At 71.7% G+C, this 15,436-nt stretch carries 13 protein-coding genes; 2 read left to right on the forward strand and 11 right to left on the reverse strand.

Annotated features, from left to right (window positions below; genetic code table 11):
• Nucleotides 1–77: 77 nt before the first annotated feature.
• A complete protein-coding gene (locus AS97_RS42795; protein WP_059147414.1) occupies nucleotides 78–959 on the forward strand; it encodes a GNAT family N-acetyltransferase in 882 nt (293 codons plus the stop codon).
• Here the strand turns inward: AS97_RS42795 and AS97_RS42800 are convergent.
• The 10 genes from AS97_RS42800 to vioD form a co-directional block, all read right to left on the reverse strand.
• On the reverse strand, nucleotides 947–1,996 hold the full coding sequence (locus AS97_RS42800; RefSeq protein WP_059147415.1) for a glycosyltransferase family A protein: 1,050 nt from the start codon (nucleotides 1,994–1,996) through the stop codon (nucleotides 947–949). The genes AS97_RS42795 and AS97_RS42800 overlap by 13 nt on opposite strands.
• A gap of 49 nt (nucleotides 1,997–2,045) precedes the next feature.
• Nucleotides 2,046–2,780, reverse strand: coding sequence for a class I SAM-dependent methyltransferase (locus AS97_RS42805; RefSeq protein WP_059147416.1), 735 nt, complete (start codon nucleotides 2,778–2,780; stop codon nucleotides 2,046–2,048).
• A 74-nt stretch (nucleotides 2,781–2,854) separates the two neighbouring features.
• Nucleotides 2,855–4,108: an ATP-grasp domain-containing protein gene (locus AS97_RS42810; RefSeq protein ID WP_059147417.1), complete on the reverse strand. Its 1,254-nt coding sequence runs from the start codon at nucleotides 4,106–4,108 to the stop codon at nucleotides 2,855–2,857.
• Nucleotides 4,109–4,163: 55 nt separating this feature from the next.
• Nucleotides 4,164–4,832, reverse strand: coding sequence for a PIG-L deacetylase family protein (locus tag AS97_RS42815; protein ID WP_125755436.1), 669 nt, complete (start codon nucleotides 4,830–4,832; stop codon nucleotides 4,164–4,166).
• Nucleotides 4,829–5,824 (reverse strand): NAD-dependent epimerase/dehydratase family protein, encoded by a 996-nt coding sequence (locus tag AS97_RS42820; RefSeq protein WP_059147419.1) that lies wholly within the window; start codon nucleotides 5,822–5,824, stop codon nucleotides 4,829–4,831. Before AS97_RS42820 ends, AS97_RS42815 begins: the two co-directional genes overlap by 4 nt.
• A complete protein-coding gene (locus AS97_RS42825; protein ID WP_059147420.1) occupies nucleotides 5,821–6,873 on the reverse strand; it encodes a Gfo/Idh/MocA family oxidoreductase in 1,053 nt (350 codons plus the stop codon). The genes AS97_RS42820 and AS97_RS42825 overlap by 4 nt, the downstream gene beginning before the upstream one ends.
• Before the next feature lie 66 nt (nucleotides 6,874–6,939).
• Nucleotides 6,940–7,695: a hypothetical protein gene (locus AS97_RS42830; protein WP_059147421.1), complete on the reverse strand. Its 756-nt coding sequence runs from the start codon at nucleotides 7,693–7,695 to the stop codon at nucleotides 6,940–6,942.
• Nucleotides 7,696–7,701: 6 nt separating this feature from the next.
• A complete protein-coding gene (gene vioC / locus AS97_RS42835; protein ID WP_059147422.1) occupies nucleotides 7,702–8,730 on the reverse strand; it encodes an arginine beta-hydroxylase, Fe(II)/alpha-ketoglutarate-dependent in 1,029 nt (342 codons plus the stop codon).
• 81 nt (nucleotides 8,731–8,811) lie between these two features.
• On the reverse strand, nucleotides 8,812–10,641 hold the full coding sequence (locus AS97_RS42840) for a non-ribosomal peptide synthetase (RefSeq protein WP_059147423.1): 1,830 nt from the start codon (nucleotides 10,639–10,641) through the stop codon (nucleotides 8,812–8,814).
• Nucleotides 10,638–11,765: a capreomycidine synthase gene (vioD, locus tag AS97_RS42845; RefSeq protein WP_247204675.1), complete on the reverse strand. Its 1,128-nt coding sequence runs from the start codon at nucleotides 11,763–11,765 to the stop codon at nucleotides 10,638–10,640. Before vioD ends, AS97_RS42840 begins: the two co-directional genes overlap by 4 nt.
• 194 nt (nucleotides 11,766–11,959) lie before the next feature.
• Here vioD and AS97_RS42850 point away from each other — a divergent pair, with 194 nt between their 5' ends.
• On the forward strand, nucleotides 11,960–12,883 hold the full coding sequence (locus tag AS97_RS42850; RefSeq protein ID WP_086705703.1) for a macrolide 2'-phosphotransferase: 924 nt from the start codon (nucleotides 11,960–11,962) through the stop codon (nucleotides 12,881–12,883).
• An 801-nt stretch (nucleotides 12,884–13,684) separates the two neighbouring features.
• Here the strand turns inward: AS97_RS42850 and AS97_RS42855 are convergent.
• Nucleotides 13,685–15,433, reverse strand: coding sequence for a biotin carboxylase N-terminal domain-containing protein (locus AS97_RS42855; protein WP_210567406.1), 1,749 nt, complete (start codon nucleotides 15,431–15,433; stop codon nucleotides 13,685–13,687).
• Nucleotides 15,434–15,436: the final 3 nt, after the last annotated feature.

Raw genomic sequence — 15,436 nt, forward strand, 5'->3', positions numbered from 1 at the left:
ACCTCCTGTCAAGAGAGGTCCCACGATGCCTGTCCGGTTTCTTCGCTTCGATCTCGTCGGACCGGGAGGTCTTCCGGATGCTGCACGTTCGAAACGCCGTTGAAGAACCACTGGGAAATATCGCGGGTACCGGCCGGAATGCGTCGGACGACTTCCACCAGGACTGGGAGCGCCTGCTCTTCCTGCGCCGGCAGGGGGTCGCCGTGCGCTTCACCGAGGTCTGGGAGGACACCCGGTGCCTGGCCACGATGCTGCTGGAGGAGGCCGACGGGTCCTGGTTCATGTGGAAGGGCCCGACCGGTGTGCCCGACCCGGAGGTCCTGAGCCGGCTCCTCACCGACATCGCCCGGCTGCCGCGGGTCACCCTGGTGCTCCAGCCCGCGTGGACGCTGCCCGGAGTACTGGCCGAGCACGGTTTCCGGCCGGGGCCGGAGTTCACCACACTGCTCGTCGACGCCACCGGAACCGACGAGCAGATCCTCGCCCGGATGCGCCCGAGCACCCGTGGCCGGGTCCGGCGGGCCCTGCGCCACGGCTTCACCTTCACCGACGACCCCGGACTGCTGGACCGGTTCCACCCGTTCTACACCGCGGCCATGCAGAACGCGGACTCGCCCGACTTCGCCCCGCTGGAGTACCTGCGGGATCTGCTGGAGCTGGAGCGTGTGCATCTGTTCGGAGCCGTGTATGGCACGGAGATGGCGGCGGGTTCGGTGTGTCTGGTGAACGGTGACGCGATGGAGTCCCGCTATGTCGCGACCAACCCCGCGTACCGTTCCCAGGCGGCACTGAACTTCGTCCACTTCCAGACCATGAAATGGGCGGCCGAGCGTGGGCTGCGGCATCTCGATCTGAGCGGTATCGACACCGGGGAGACGAGCGAGAAGACCCGGCTGATCAACCGCTTCAAACTCGGTTTCGGCGGATCGGAGTTCCGGTACGCCACCTATTCCCGCTGAACGGGAAGCGGGGCGGGCGCGGGCGTGCGGAAGACCGACAGGTCGGCCACGGGCTCGATGACCCGCCCCCGCTCCCGATGGGCCCGTCGCAACCGGACCCGCTGGGCCGGGGTCAGTTCCGGACAGTGCTGGGGGACGGCGTGGAGCATCCGGGTACGGCGCGCGGCCGCCGGCATCCGATGGCGCACCCCGAACGGGTCCCGAAGCAGGTGGTAGAGCGTCCCCGTGTGGTACGTGGCCTGGAGCAGCGCGTAGAACGCCGCGGCGAGCGGCCCCTTGACCCGCGCACAGCCGAGCAACGTCCGCGCCGAGTCGTACAGCCGCCACAGCACGGGCACGGCCGGCGTGGTGAAGACGCCCAGTTGCTGGCCGATGCCCTCGCCGATGCCGTAGCGCCAGTAGCTGCGAAGGTTCTGCAGACCGTGCTGGGCGTCGTGGTGGATGACCGCGTCGGGCAGGTGGACCACGGGGATATCGGCGAGCTGGAGCCGGAAGTCGAACTCCCGGTCCTCACACCAGTGGACCAGCGGGTCGTAGTGGTACCCGCCGATGTGGTCGGCGACCCGCCGGTCGTAGATCAGCGGTGGGGAGAGGGCGCTGACGTAGTCCCCCTCGTCGTACTCGCGGACCCGGGCGGTGAGCAGGCTCAGCACCCCACCCCCCACCCCGTACACCACCTGGCCCTTGACCACGGGGTGTTCGAGCACCGCGCGGACCATCATCCGCACCACGCCCGGGGCGAAGACGCAGTCGGAGTCCATGTAGAGCAGGTACTGCCCGCTCGCCGCCTCGGCGCCCGCGTTATAGGCGGCCCCGAGGTTGCCCGCGTCGGGGATCTCGGTGATCACGAGCGGGCGCGGGTGGTCGGCCGCGATGCGGCGGATCTCGTCCGAGGCGCCGTTGAGCGCCAGCACGATCTCCACCTCAGGCTCGTCCACCGACGCGATCGCTTCGACGATCCTGACGTCGTCCTTGAGCGCGATGACGATACTGGTCCTGGCGAGGCCCGCGGCGAGTTCCGCCTCGGTGACGGTCATCCTCTTCCTCTCTCTCCTGGTCGTTGCTCCCGCTGTTCCCGCCGCGCGGTCACTTCCTGCGCAGCACATAGACGTGCGTGGTGTGGCTCGGGGAGTACGCGTCGCTGTCGATGTTCCGTACGGCGACGGTGTGCAGCCCGTTCGCGCGGGCGACCTCCTCCAGGGTGAAGGGGTCCACCACGTACTGGATGTGCGTCTCGCGCCACAGGATCTCACCGCCGCGGCTCAGGGTGAGGACAGTCCGGCTCCGGTCGTGCGCCCGTTCCCAGACGTGCCGGCGGTGCAGCGTGTGGCCGTCCTTCTCCTGGGAGTACTCCAACGCCGCCCAGTCCGCGGAGAGCACCTTGCGCGTGGAGTAGTCGAACACCATGTGGCCGCCGGGGCGCAGCGCGTCGGCCGCACTGGCCAGGCAGCCCGCCAGCGCCTCGGGCGGCAGGTAGTTGAGGGCGTCGAACCCCGACACGACGAAGTCGAACGCGCCGCCCGGGAAGCCCTCGCCCGCACGGAAATCGGTCATGTCGCACACGATCTGACGGGCCTTCGGCACCTTGCCCCAGTCGAGCATCTCCGGGGAGCGGTCGAGCGAGGTCACCTCAAGCCGGGGCAGCAGCTCGCCCAGGACGCGGGTGCCGATGCCCGTACCGGCACCGAGGTCGAGGACCCGGCCCGGGCCGTCGGCGAGTTTGGCCAGGTCCGCTGCGATTCCCTGCCGCCAGGTCTCTCGCGCGCTCTCGCCTTCGAACAGCTCGTAGGTAGCGGCCCACTGGGTGTAGGCGATCGGCATCGGCTTCCTCCTGGATGTCGGTCGGTGCAGGACGGTCGGTCGTGCGCGGGCGCTCCGGGCGCCCGGTGGCGCTGTCAGCGGAAGCGGGAGCCCACCGGCCGCACGGCGCCGCTGAGTCCGAGTGGCAGTCGGTCGAGGACCTCGTACGCCATGGCCTCAGCGCGGGCCGCGTCGGTCCCGGTCACGATCACCCCGGCAAGCGGGTCCGCCCCGCCGCTGTACGGCGGCAGTGTCGCGCCCACCCGCAGCTCACGGCCCCAGAACAGGTCGTACACCTGCGGCGGGGTCCGGACGGCGGCGAGGTCGCCGACCCAGTCGACGGTTCCGCCGTGGGCGGGGAGGAAGCGCTGGACGACGGCCTGCCCGCCGCCCGGTACCAGCTCGTCCAGGACGAGCGAGCGGCCGAGGGCCAGCCGTACCGCGTTGGGGAGCGGATCGACCCCGGTGCCCAGCGGCATGATCTCGGTGGCGATCCGCGCGCCGGTCATCCGGCAGGTGATCTCCAGCAGGTGGACACGGCCGTCCGGGGTGCGCAGCACGTCCGTGTTGACCACGGCATCCCGCAGTCCGAGGGCGCGGACTCCGGCCCGCACCGTGTCCACGACGTCGTCCACCGCGCTCGGGGCCAGCGCCGAGGGCATGGTGTCGCCGCCCTCGAAGAAGTGCGGCGCGAACTCCTCCTTTCGGCCGTACTCGCGGTCGGCGAAGCCGGTGACATGGAAGGTGTCACCGGCCACCAGCCCGGCCACGGTGTGCTCGGTGCCCTCCAGGAACTCCTCGATCACGATGCGGCCCGTCTCACTCAGCCGCAGCGCCTCGCGGATCCGCTCCGGCGCGGTGTCGGGTGCGTCGAGCTTGGCCACGCCGGCCGAGTCCGACAGGTCGCGCGGTTTCACCACGGCCGGCAGTCCGATGTCCGCCAGCGCCGCCAGCGCGCCGGACAGATCGTCGGCGGCCCGGTTCCGCGGCACCGGGAGTCCGGCGCGTTCCAGCACCGCCAGCCGCCGGTCCTTCAGATGACAGTCCAGAGCGGTCTCCTCGTCGACGCCCGGGCAGCCGAAGCGGCGGGCGAGCCTGGCGACCACGGGCGGGTTGTCGTAGCCGAGCGACAGCACACCATCGACATCCCGCAGTCCGGCCTCGCCGACGGCCCGCCGTACCGCCTCGTGCCGCCCGGGGTCGGCCACGAGCACCTGATCCGCCACCCGCGTGACCCGTTCCGTCGGCTGGTCCGTGATGATCACGAGTTCAAGCCCCATCTCCTTCACGGCCGCGAGCGAGCGGTCCATGCCGGAGCCGATACCGCACACCACGAGCCGGTCGGCCATGGCTTCTCCTTTGATCGGTGTCCGGGGCGGGACGGGTGCCCCGCCCCGGGGGCGACTACGAAGCGGGTGGCGCGCCCAGGCTGATGACCTCGAACACCTCGGCGTGCGTGGTGCCGGTGGCGACGGCCCCGCGGTACCGGGCGAGCGAGCGCACCGCGTCGTCCCAGGCCGCGTGGCGCAGCTGTGACTGGTACGCCCGCATCGCCTCCACCTTCTGGTCGACGAACCCGGTGACGTCCTCGGCGTACTGGAACTCCGCCAGCGGCGCCCACACCTCGTAGCCGAGGACGAGCCGGGGCGTCGGGGCCGGCTTCCCGGTCTCCCCGAAGAAGTCGGAGGTGGCCATCCACAGTGCCTCGGTGGCGAGTTGGTTCACCATGCGGTGCTCCACGTCGCCGTCCTTTCGGTGCGGTATGTAGAGGATGTCGGGCCGTACCTCGCGGATCAGCCGGACGAGGTCGAGATGGGCCTTGCGGCTCGGCAGGAAGTCGCGCGACGGCTCGTCCCAGAGCTCCCAGCGGTGCACGCCGAGGGCGGCGGACGCCTTGCGGGTCTCGTCGGTGAAGTCGGCGTCGCTGCGCAGCTCGTCGTGCAGGCTCCGTTCCCTGGCGATCACGATGGCGACGGTCACCTCGGAGCCCTCGCTGGCGTGCTTGGCCATCGACGCGCCGCAGCCGATGACCTCGTCGTCGGGGTGCGGCGCGACGACCAGGACATGGGTCATGCGGCCCTGCCCTCGCGGGTGCGGCCCAGGCCGATCCACTCGGCCCAGGCGGCGGTCAGCGCCATGCCCGCGTCCAGGGTGGTGGTGCAGCGCACCCCGAGGGCGCGGGCGGCCCGGTCGGAGGTGACCCGCCCAGTGGCGCGGTACAGTTCGGCCTCCCAGTCGGGCACCGCCGCCTCGGACGCGTCCGCGGGTGCCGCGGTCAGCCGCCGGATCGACCGGATGTGGTCGAAGAACCCGCCCCAGGTGGTGAGCTCCTCGGCCGCGAGGAGGAACCGCCCACCGGCGGCGTCGGGGCGGTGGCAGGCGGCGAGGACCGCGTCAACCACGTCGTCCACGTAGACGGCGTTGCACACGCCGCCGTCCCCGCCGGACGGTAGTACCGCGAAGTCTGCGGCGGGCCGTTCCAGTTGGGCGGTGGTCCACTGGCCGCCCCACGGTCCGTACACCACGCCGGGCTGGAGGACGACGACGTCCATCCCCTCGCCGGCCGCGGCGAGGGCGAGCCGCTCAGCGGCGAGCTTCTGTTGCTCGTACTCGCGGTCGGCGGGGTCGACGGCCCGGGCCGGAGCCTCCTCGTCGAACGCCCCCTCGGTCGGCGTGTACACGTCGACGGTACTGAGGTGGACCACCCGGCGTACCCCTGCGGCCCGGGCGGCGGCCAGCAGACGCGCGGTGCCGTCCACGGTGGCCGCCCAGCGCTCGTCGACCTCGCCGGAACTGCCGAACGCGCAGTGCACGACGGTGTCGCAACCCTCTAGGGCACGGCCGAGCGCCGACGCGTCGGTGAGGTCGGCGACCCGGAAGCCGAGCCGGTCCTGCGGCAGCGGGGCGAGCCTGGCGGCCCGTCCGAAGCCGCGCACCACCGGGCGTACTTCGGCGTCGGTGCCCAGGATCAGCCGCTCCACGACGCGGCCGCCGATAAAGCCGCTGGCGCCGGTGACCGCGATCCGGCCGCCGGCCGATCCGGAGAACTCCGTCAGGTCGCTCATACCGCGCTCCTCGTCCGGTTGACGGTCCACGGCTGGGGCGCGGCGCGCCGGGCGGGGCCGTGGTAACAGGCGTCGATCAGGTCCACGACCCGCTTGCCGTCCTCGGCCGTGGAGTAGGGCGCGACGGCCTGTGGGCCGCAGGCCGCGGCGAAGTTCTCCAACTGCTCGACGAACAGGGCCTCCCACTCGCCCTGCGCGGGGGCGATGGGGGCGACGTCTCCGCGGTGCAGGACCTCACCGGAGCGGGTGACCAGCGTGCACTCCCCGGCGGGGAAGTCGGTGCCGATGGTCACCTCGGCCTCGGTGCCGGTGATGGTGCAGCGGGTGCCGAGCGGGCGCAGCCGGCTGAGTTCGACGATGACGTCGACCGTGCCGAACCGCAGCCAGGTCCGGCTGTCGCTGTCCAAACCGCCCATAGAGTCGTCCTGATGGTCCATCAGGGTCATGTCCTCGCCCAGCCACCAGAACAGGCTGTCGAAGACATGCGAGCCGGTGTCCGTGAGCACACCGCCGTGGGCCAGTCTGCGGTCGAACATGGACCAGGTGACCGGCTCCCAGCTGTAGGGGTGGCCCTCGGTCCAGTGCACGCGCTTGACGGTGCCCAGCGCGCCGTTGCGGATCAGCCGGTGCACCCAGGCGTACGCGGGGAACAACCGGCGCGGATGGGCCATGGCCAGCACGGTGCCCGGGTGGTCTGCCGCGGTCTTCAGCAGCATCTCGGCGTCGGCGGGCGAGGTGGTCATGGGCTTCTCCATGAGCACGTGCTTGCCGTGCCGCAGGAGGTCGTCGGCGAGCTGGGCGTGCCGGGTGTGCGGCACGGCGACCACCGCCGCGTCGAACGACCCCAGCGCCTCCTGCCAACTGGTGGCCGGCTGGGGAGAGCAGCTCCCGCCGTACTGGCGGTAGACCTGGAACGCCCCCTCGGCGTGCGCCGTGTCGGGGTCCACCAGGGCGGTGAGCCGGGCGCCGGTGACCTGGGGCAGCGCGGGCAGATGGCAGGCCCGCGCGGCGGCGCCACAGCCGATCACGGCCAGGCGTATGGAAGACATGAGCACTCCGTTCGGATGGCGGGGAATGTCGACGCGGTGGTTGCGATCGGGAGACTGATGGCGGCATCAGACAGGGTGAAACATCCAGACGTTGGGCTCGGTATAGGTGGCCGAACCGTCCGGGTCGGCCTGTACGGGGGCGAGGGCGCCCGGGACCACATAGCCGCCCGGGCCCGGCATCGGGAAGCCCGCGGCCTGCTCCCAGCGCGCCACCGGCTGGCGGATCACCAGGGATCGCTCAGCGATGGCGAGCCGCTCGGCGCCCAGCCGCAGATGGGTGCGGAGCCAGGGGTCGAACGGCAGGCCGTCCGGGGTCCGCCAGCGGACGTACTCCGCCATCGGGACCAGCGGGTAGCGGGCCTTGCCGGTGGGGCGCACGGGGATGACCAGCCCGCGCAGCCCGGCACCGGACGCGTCCTCGCGGGCCCGGCGCAGCAGCAGCTCCGGCAGGCGTCGGCCGCGGTGCGAGGCCGCCACCGAGACCGACAGCAGGCACAGTGCGGTTGGCCGCTCCGCGAGATCGCCGTCGACGGCGCCCACCAGCACGTCGTCGGCGCCCGCCGGGAGACCGTCCGCGGTGCCGTTCCAGCGGACGGGCAGGCCGTGGGCAGCGGCGACCAGGGTGCCCCGCCCGTCGGTGACGCAGAGTTGGTGGGTGGCGAAGCTGCCGTGCAGGTGATGCCAGCGCCAGTTCCCCGGGGACTCCCACGTCATGAAGGCGGGCATGTTCTCGGTCACCAACCGGTCCGCGGCGTCCGCCAGTCCGGGGGCGTCGCTGAGCCGGCTGACCGTCAGCTCCGCCGGGCCGGTACTCGCTCGCACGGCTGGTCAGCCGATCAGCCGGGAGCCGGCCAGCGCTCGCATCTCACGGGACTTGCGCAGGTCGCTGGTGACGTTGACGCGCTTGAGCCAGCGGTCGGTGCCGTCGTAGCGGGCCCGGAAGGGGACCCGGCCATGGACCGCCAGGTGGTTGTTGACGCAGAGCACGTCACCCTGCCGCAGGGCGACTTCGCCCAGCGACCGGTCCAGGACCCCGGTGACGGCCTCCAGCGCGGCACGGGCCTGTGGGTCGTCCTCGGGCGTCTCCATGAAGTAGGGGTCGAGCCGCATGTACGGGCCGGAGCGCGAGCCGTACAGCACCGCGACCGGTTCGCGGTCGTTGATCAGCCGCTCGATCGTGGCGAAGCGCTTGGCGGACTCCTCGTGGTCCCCGGCCGAGTTGTTCTTGGGCAGGTGGGACTCGTCGGGGGCGATATGGAAGCGCTTCTGGAACAACACCTCGACGTGCTCGGGGGCGAGGGCGTCCAGGTCCAGTTCGCCGATGGTGGTGGCGACGTCGTCGGGGTTGCGCAGCGCCGAGAGCAGCAGGTAGTCGCCGCGGTACGGGTGGAAGGCGTCCTCGGTGTGCCAGGTCAGGAGTTCGGAGCTGCCGGTGCCGAGCTGCTCGTGCTCGTGTTTGCGGATCGGGAACACGTCGTGGACGAGCCGCCCGTCCTGCTGGGTGGACCAGCCGAACGGCTCGCCGATGACGGCGCCGTAGAGGAGCAGCAGGATCTCCTCGGGGAATTCCGCGGCGGGCCGGGCCCGGGCCCGCCAGTGCTCCGGGGTCGGGCCGATGCGGCCGGTGTCGATCCGGTGGCCGCGGAGCACACAGTGGCCGTGCTCCTCCTCCAGCGCGAAGGCGCGCAGGAACTTGCGGGTGCGCTCGGGCAGCATCGCCGCGAGGAACGGCAGGTCGAACAGGAGTCGTGGGTCCTCGGGCGAGGCGTACTTCCCGGCCAGTTCGATGCCGAGGTCGGCGGAACGGTGCGCTTCCTGCGGGGTCAGTTCGAGGACGTTGCTGGTGCCGGTTGCCATGGTCGCGGATCCTTTCGGGTGCCCTCGGTGGCGAACGGGGCATGCGGGTGCGCGTGCGGTTCAGGGCTGGGTGACGCTGCGTCAGGTACGGTCGCTGAGGTGCCTGGCGAGCCGCCGGGGCGTGGGACAGTCGAACAGCGTGGCGACGCGCAGCCCGGCGGCCGCGGGCACATCCGTCCGCAACGCGCTCACCAGGCGCATCGCCAGAATCGACTGGCCGCCGTGGGCGAAGAAGTCGTCGTCGGGACCGAGCGCGGGCGCCGCGAGCACGTCGCGGAACCGGTGGAGCACGACATGCAGGGGCTCGTCCACGGTGGACGGTCGGTCCGGACCCGGCTCGGCGCCGGTCTCGGGCGGCGTACGCACGGGGGCCGCGACCGTCGCCGCCAGCGCCGCCATGTCCACCTTCCCGTGCGGGTTCTTGGGCAGGTCGGCCGTCCAGTACAGCCGGGTCGGTACGCCCCAGCTGGGGAAGGCCGCGGCGGTCGGCCCCACCACCTCTCTGCGCTGCCCGTCGGTGAGCCGGGCGGCGGTGCCGGGCTCCGGGGCCAGCGCCCGGTCGGCCGGGACCAGGCAGGCGATCAGCGAGGTGGCGTCACCGGGGTCGATCAGGACGACGGCCTGGGCGACCGCGGGCGTGGACTCCAGCGCCCGCTCCACCGCGGCCGCCTCCAGGCGGTGGCCGCGCACCTTCAGCTGGCTGTCGATCCGGCCCAGGAACTCCAGGGCCCCGCCCGGCAGCAGCCGACCCAGGTCCCCGGTGGCGTAGACCCGCTCTCCGTCCGCATGCGGGTCTGGGCGGAACCGCAGCTCGGTCTGCTCCTTGTCGTGCAGATAGCCGCGCGCCAGCGAGGGACCGGCGATGTGGATCTCCCCGGTCCGGCCGGGCGGCAGCACCCGCCCGTCGGCCCGAACGGAGACGGCCGCGTTGGACAGCGGTGTGCCGATGGGCACTTCGGTGGCGTCCCCGGGCAGTCGACCGGTGTACATGGTGGAGGTCACCGTGCACTCCGTCAGCCCGTACACGTGCACCAGCGCGGCCGGCTGGCGGCGCTGCCAGGCCCGGTAGGTGCCGGGTTCCATCCGCTCGCCGCCCACGAGGACCGCCCGGAGCGCGGCGGGGGTGGTCTCGTCGGCGGCGTCCAGCCAGCGGGCGTACTCGCGCCAGTACTGGGTCGACAGCTCGGCCACGGTCGCCTCGCTCTCCCGCAGCACGCGGTGCAGCTCCGGCGGTTCCAGCGGCAGGGTGTCGGGCCTGCACACCACGGCACCGCCGGTGGCCAGGACGGGGAAGACCTCCTCGATCACCACGTCGAAGCCGAGCGAGGCGATCTGCAGCCAGCGGTCGGCCGGGGTGAGGAGCAGTCGCTCGGCCACCGCGTCGGCGAACGCAGCGAGCGCGCCGCGCTCGATCACGATGCCCTTGGGCCGACCGGTGGACCCGGAGGTGAACAGGGCGTACGCCGACTGCGTGGGGGCTGCCGGGACGCCGGTGTACGGCGCGGCGGCGGGCCCGGCTTCCATGGTGGCGAGGTCCAGACATGGCGTACCCAGCGGCAGCGGGGGCCCCTGCCGGGTGCTGTCGTGGAGCCAGAGCACGGCGCCCACCCGGGCGACCAGATCCTTCCGGGCCTCCGGCGGCAGACCGGGCTCCAGGACGCTGAAGGCGGCGCCGGTCCTGAGCACGGCGAGCATGGAGAGGACCGCGTCCCGGGGCCGGTCGAGCGACAGACCCACCACGCTCCCACGGCCGGCGCCCCGTGCGGCAAGCACCGATGCGAGCGCGCCGGCCCGCGCCTCGACCTGGGCATAGCTCCAGCGGACCGTTCCCTCGATCAGGGCCGGTGCCCCGGACCGGGTGGCGACCTGATGGTCCCACCGGTCGAGGAAGTCCGGCTGCCGCCCGCTCATCGCCCGCCCCGCGCGCCGCGCAGGAAGCCGGAGAGGCGGTCGAGACCGGCGGCGAACTCCTTCTCGGCACCACCGAATCCGAGCCGTACTCCGTGCGGGAGGTCGAAGGCCGTGCCGGGCACCAGGAGCGTTCCGGTCCGGTCGAGCAACTCCAGGCAGAACCGTTCGACATCGGCCACGTGCGGCAGCTCCAGTAGCCCGCAGACGCCGCCGTGCGGACGCTGCCAGGCGACGACGTCCGCGTGCCGCTCGACCCAGCGGTCCAGCAACTCCAGGTTGCGCCGGGCCTGTTCGACGCGAGGGCCGATCAGCCGGGGTGCTGCGCGTACCGCATGGAGTGCGATGCGTTCGACGAGAGGAGAGAGGAAGAGCGTCGTGCGATCGCGCAGCGGAAACGTACGCTCGATCAGTTCCGGCGGGGCGATGCACCAGCCGAACCGCAGTCCGGGCAGGCCGTATGCCTTCGAGAAGGTTCCGTACGAGACGGTGTGCGGGTACAGCATTTCCGGGTTGGGCAACGGATCGGCGCCATGGGTGATTTCCGCGAAAGCCGCGTCCCAGACGAGCAGGGCGCCCGAATCCGCCACCCGGTCGAGGAACGCGCGGTATCCGGTGCCGGAAAGGCTGAGGCCGGTCGGATTGTGCGGGAAATTCGCCACCACGGCCTTGACTCCCGGCCCGATCGTGTCGCGCAGTACGGCGTCGGGAAAGGCCCCGTCGGACAGCTCTCCGAGCGGCAGGGTGCGGATCTCGCAGCCGCGCTCCCGGGCGAAGTGGCCGAGCGAGTGGTAGAGCGAATCAGACAGCACCACCCGGTCGCCCGGCTCCAGGAGGGTCCCCAGGGTGAGCGCGATGGCCTCGCTCGAACCATGAGTGACCATGACGTGTTCGCGGCGCCCCCCGGCGTACCGGTCGGCGATCGCCTGCCGCAGCTCCGGCGAACCCTGCGAGGTGCTGTCGTCCATGACGATGCCGTCGAGCTCGTCGTGGCCGATTCCGGCGATGCGGCGCAGTTCCGCGAAAGAATACGGCTGGACCCCGCTGGAACTGATATCCAGTTCGGCCCTATCCAGATATCGCCGGTACCACTCTTCCAATATCGGTGGTGCTGGCAGACTGGTCACTGCGCCGTCGTTGCGTACGGGCGACAAATGGACTCCCGGATCGAGAACGGAGATAGCGGGGCAGTGGTTGCGCTTCATCGGAAGCAAACCCGACGCGTACTGCGGTCCGCAAGCACTCCCGGCCCTTGGGGAGTTCACCTTCCATCGGGCGGAAACTTGTTTCGGGTCGGTTACCGCCGGGGCAGGGTGGGGCCATGGAGGCGTCAGCGCTCAGCGTTCCGCACCTCGTTGACCACGCCGTTCGGCACGGCATCGCGGTGGTCCCCGGCTCGGCTGTGGTGGACGAGTCCGGCTGGGACTTCCGCGTCGTGCACTGCCGCGACGAGCACGGCCGGGAGTGGATCCTGCGCTCCCCCCGACGCGCGCAGGTGGTCGCGCCCGCGGCGGCGGAGGACCGGCTGCTGCGACGGCTGCGCGACCGGCTGCCGACCCGGATCCCCGAGTGGCGGGTGCACACCCCGGAGTTCACCGCCTACCCGCGGCTCCCGGGGACGGCGGCGGGGGCGGAGGACCCCCACTCGCTCCGCTACCGGTGGGCGGTCGACCCGCTCGGCCCCGCGGCGGAGTACCTGGGCCCACTGGCCGGTGTACTGGTCTCGTTGCACGCCCTGCCGCCCGCGACGGCCGGCCTGCCGGACACGGCACCTGACCGGCCCCGCGAGCGGGTCGCCCGCCAACTCCATGAGGCGCACGCCGCGTTCGGGCTGTCCCCAGGCCGCCGAGCCCACTGGCTGCGCTGGCTGGAGGACGACTACGGCTGGCCGACCGCGACGGTGCCCGTCCACGGCGACGTGCACCCCGGCCACACCCTGGTCTCCCGCCGATCGGGCGGTGGGGCCCGGCTCGAGGGCCTGCTCGACTGGACCAACGCCCGGGTCGACGACCCCGCCGCGGACTTCGTGGACCTGTACTACGCGGGCGGTCCCGCCGTCCTGGACGCGCTGCTCGCCGCGTACCGGGGACAGGGCGGCACGGTACGGGAGGGAATGCGCGAGCACATCGTGGAACTGGGTGACTTCCTCTGGGTCCGGGTGGCCCTGCTGGGCCTGCGCACGAACCGCCCGCATCTGGTGACGACAGCCAGGGCCCGGCTCCGGGAGCTCGGGACAGTGCCCTGACGGACCCGCTGCAGCCAGCCGCTGCGAGTGGTCTGCCGGGTCGTAAGGCGCCGAGCACCGCGGATGCCGAGAATTCCGTTCAGCCTGGTGAGAAGCGTGTCCAGAGGGTTTTTGCAGGTCAACACCTGTGAGGTCCCTCTTTTCACGCTCCCGTTTCTGGCGTTGGGGGTGAGCACGCCGCTCACCGACACGTTGACTCGGAGGCTTTCTCCACGTTGTTGCTTGTGGACCTGGACAAGATCACCGCAGGGCTCCCCAAGACTCGGTAGCGCTACCTGCGGGACCGGACCGCTCGCTGCGGGCGGGCAACTACCCGGAGACCACCCGCCGCAACTACCTCCTCGCCCCCGCCCAGCTCGTCCGCTACCTGAACGAGAACGCTGCGCCCGACCTCGAGGTGGAGGACGTGGCCGAGGACCCCACCGAGGTCACCCGCGCCCACCGCGAGGCCTTCCAGAGTGCCTTGAGTCGTCGCGCTTTGTGATCCGTGACCGGGACGGCGAATACACCGACTCCTTCGACGCGGCTTTCGCGGCCACCTGTTGCTCTGGAGCGAACGCCACGCTCTCCGCGTTCTCAGCACCTACGCCGGACACCACAACGGGCATCGACCGCCCCGAGAGCGACTACCTCCACTCGCCGACCATCGCCCGGCGCCCAGGACCTACCCGGAAGTCACAGATGCCTGACCGGCGACGCGTTGTGGCCCCGCCGGGTGGTCGGCTGATCCTGCCGAGGGCAGCGGAAGCGCCAGCCAGTCCTGGCACTTACCTCCGAGTGGAGCCACAGCGATCATTCCTGTCAGTCCTTGATCTCGCAGATGACCGCGCCCGAGGTGACGGACGCGCCGACCTCGGCGGTCAGGCCCTTGACGGTGCCCGCGCGGTGGGCGTTGAGGGGCTGTTCCATCTTCATGGCCTCCAGGACGACGATGAGGTCGCCCTCGGCGACGGTGTCGCCCTCGCCCACGGCGACCTTGACGATGGTGCCCTGCATCGGGGAGGCCAGGGCGTCGCCGGAGGCGGCGGAGCCGGACTTCTTGACCGCCTTGCGCTTCGGCTTCTTCGAGCCGCCCGCCGGGGCGGTGGCCACGCCCAGGGAGGCGGGCAGCGAGACCTCCAGCCGCTTGCCGCCGACCTCGACCACGACGGTCTCGCGGGCGGTGGGCTCCTCGTCCTCGTCGGGGCTGACGGGGGTGAAGGGGGTGATGGTGTTGTTGAACTCGGTCTCGATCCAGCGGGTGTGGATCGTGAACGGCTCACTGGTGAACGCCGGGTCCACCACCACGGCCTGGTGGAACGGGATCGCGGTGGCCATGCCCTCGACCTGGAACTCGGCCAGGGCGCGGGCGGCGCGCTGGAGGGCCTGGGTGCGGGTGGCGCCGGTGACGATCAGCTTGGCCAGCAGCGAGTCCCACGCCGGGCCGATGACGCTGCCGGACTCCACGCCCGCGTCCAGCCGGACACCGGGCCCGGCGGGCGGGACGAAGGAGGTCACGGTGCCGGGGGCGGGCAGGAAGTTGCGGCCCGGGTCCTCGCCGTTGATGCGGAACTCGAAGGAGTGGCCGCGCATCGGCGGGTCGTCGTAGCCGATGGCTTCGCCGTCGGCGATGCGGAACATCTCCCGGACCAGGTCGATGCCGGTGACCTCTTCGGTGACCGGGTGTTCCACCTGGAGACGGGTGTTGACCTCGAGGAAGGAGATGGTGCCGTCGTTGCCGACGAGGAACTCGACGGTGCCGGCGCCCACATAGCCGGCTTCCTTGAGGATGGCCTTGGAGGCGGCGTAGAGCTGGTCGTTCTGCTCCTGGGTCAGGAACGGGGCCGGGGCCTCTTCGACGAGCTTTTGGTGGCGGCGCTGGAGGGAGCAGTCACGGGTGGAGACGACCACCACGTTGCCGTGGGTGTCGGCCAGGCACTGGGTCTCCACATGGCGGGGCTTGTCGAGGTAGCGCTCGACGAAGCACTCCCCGCGGCCGAACGCCGCCACGGCCTCGCGGACGGCGGAGTCGTAGAGCTCGGGGACTTCTTCCATGGTGCGGGCGACCTTCAGGCCGCGGCCGCCGCCGCCGAAGGCGGCTTTGATGGCGATGGGCAGGCCGTGCTGTTCGGCGAAGGCCACGACCTCGTCCGCGCCGGAGACCGGGTCGGGGGTGCCGGCGACCAGGGGGGCGCCGGCGCGCTGGGCGATGTGGCGGGCGGCGACCTTGTCGCCCAGGTCGCGGATGGCGTGCGGCGGGGGGCCGATCCAGGTCAGGCCCGCGTCGAGGACGGCCTGGGCGAATTCGGCGTTCTCGGAGAGGAATCCGTAGCCGGGGTGGACGGCGTCGGCGCCGGATTCGGCGGCCGCGGCCAGGACCTTGGCCTGGTCGAGATAGCTGGCTGCCGGGGTGTCACCGCCCAGCGCATAGGCTTCATCGGCCGCGCGCACATGACATGCGTCCCGGTCCGGATCGGCGTAGACGGCTACGCTCGCGATCCCGGCATCCCGGCAGGCACGGGCAACACGGACAGCGATCTCGCCACGGTTGGCGATGAGCACCTTCGTCAGCAT

The organism is Streptomyces sp. AgN23, assembly GCF_001598115.1.
GTDB classification, from domain to species: Bacteria; Actinomycetota; Actinomycetes; order Streptomycetales; family Streptomycetaceae; genus Streptomyces; species Streptomyces antimycoticus.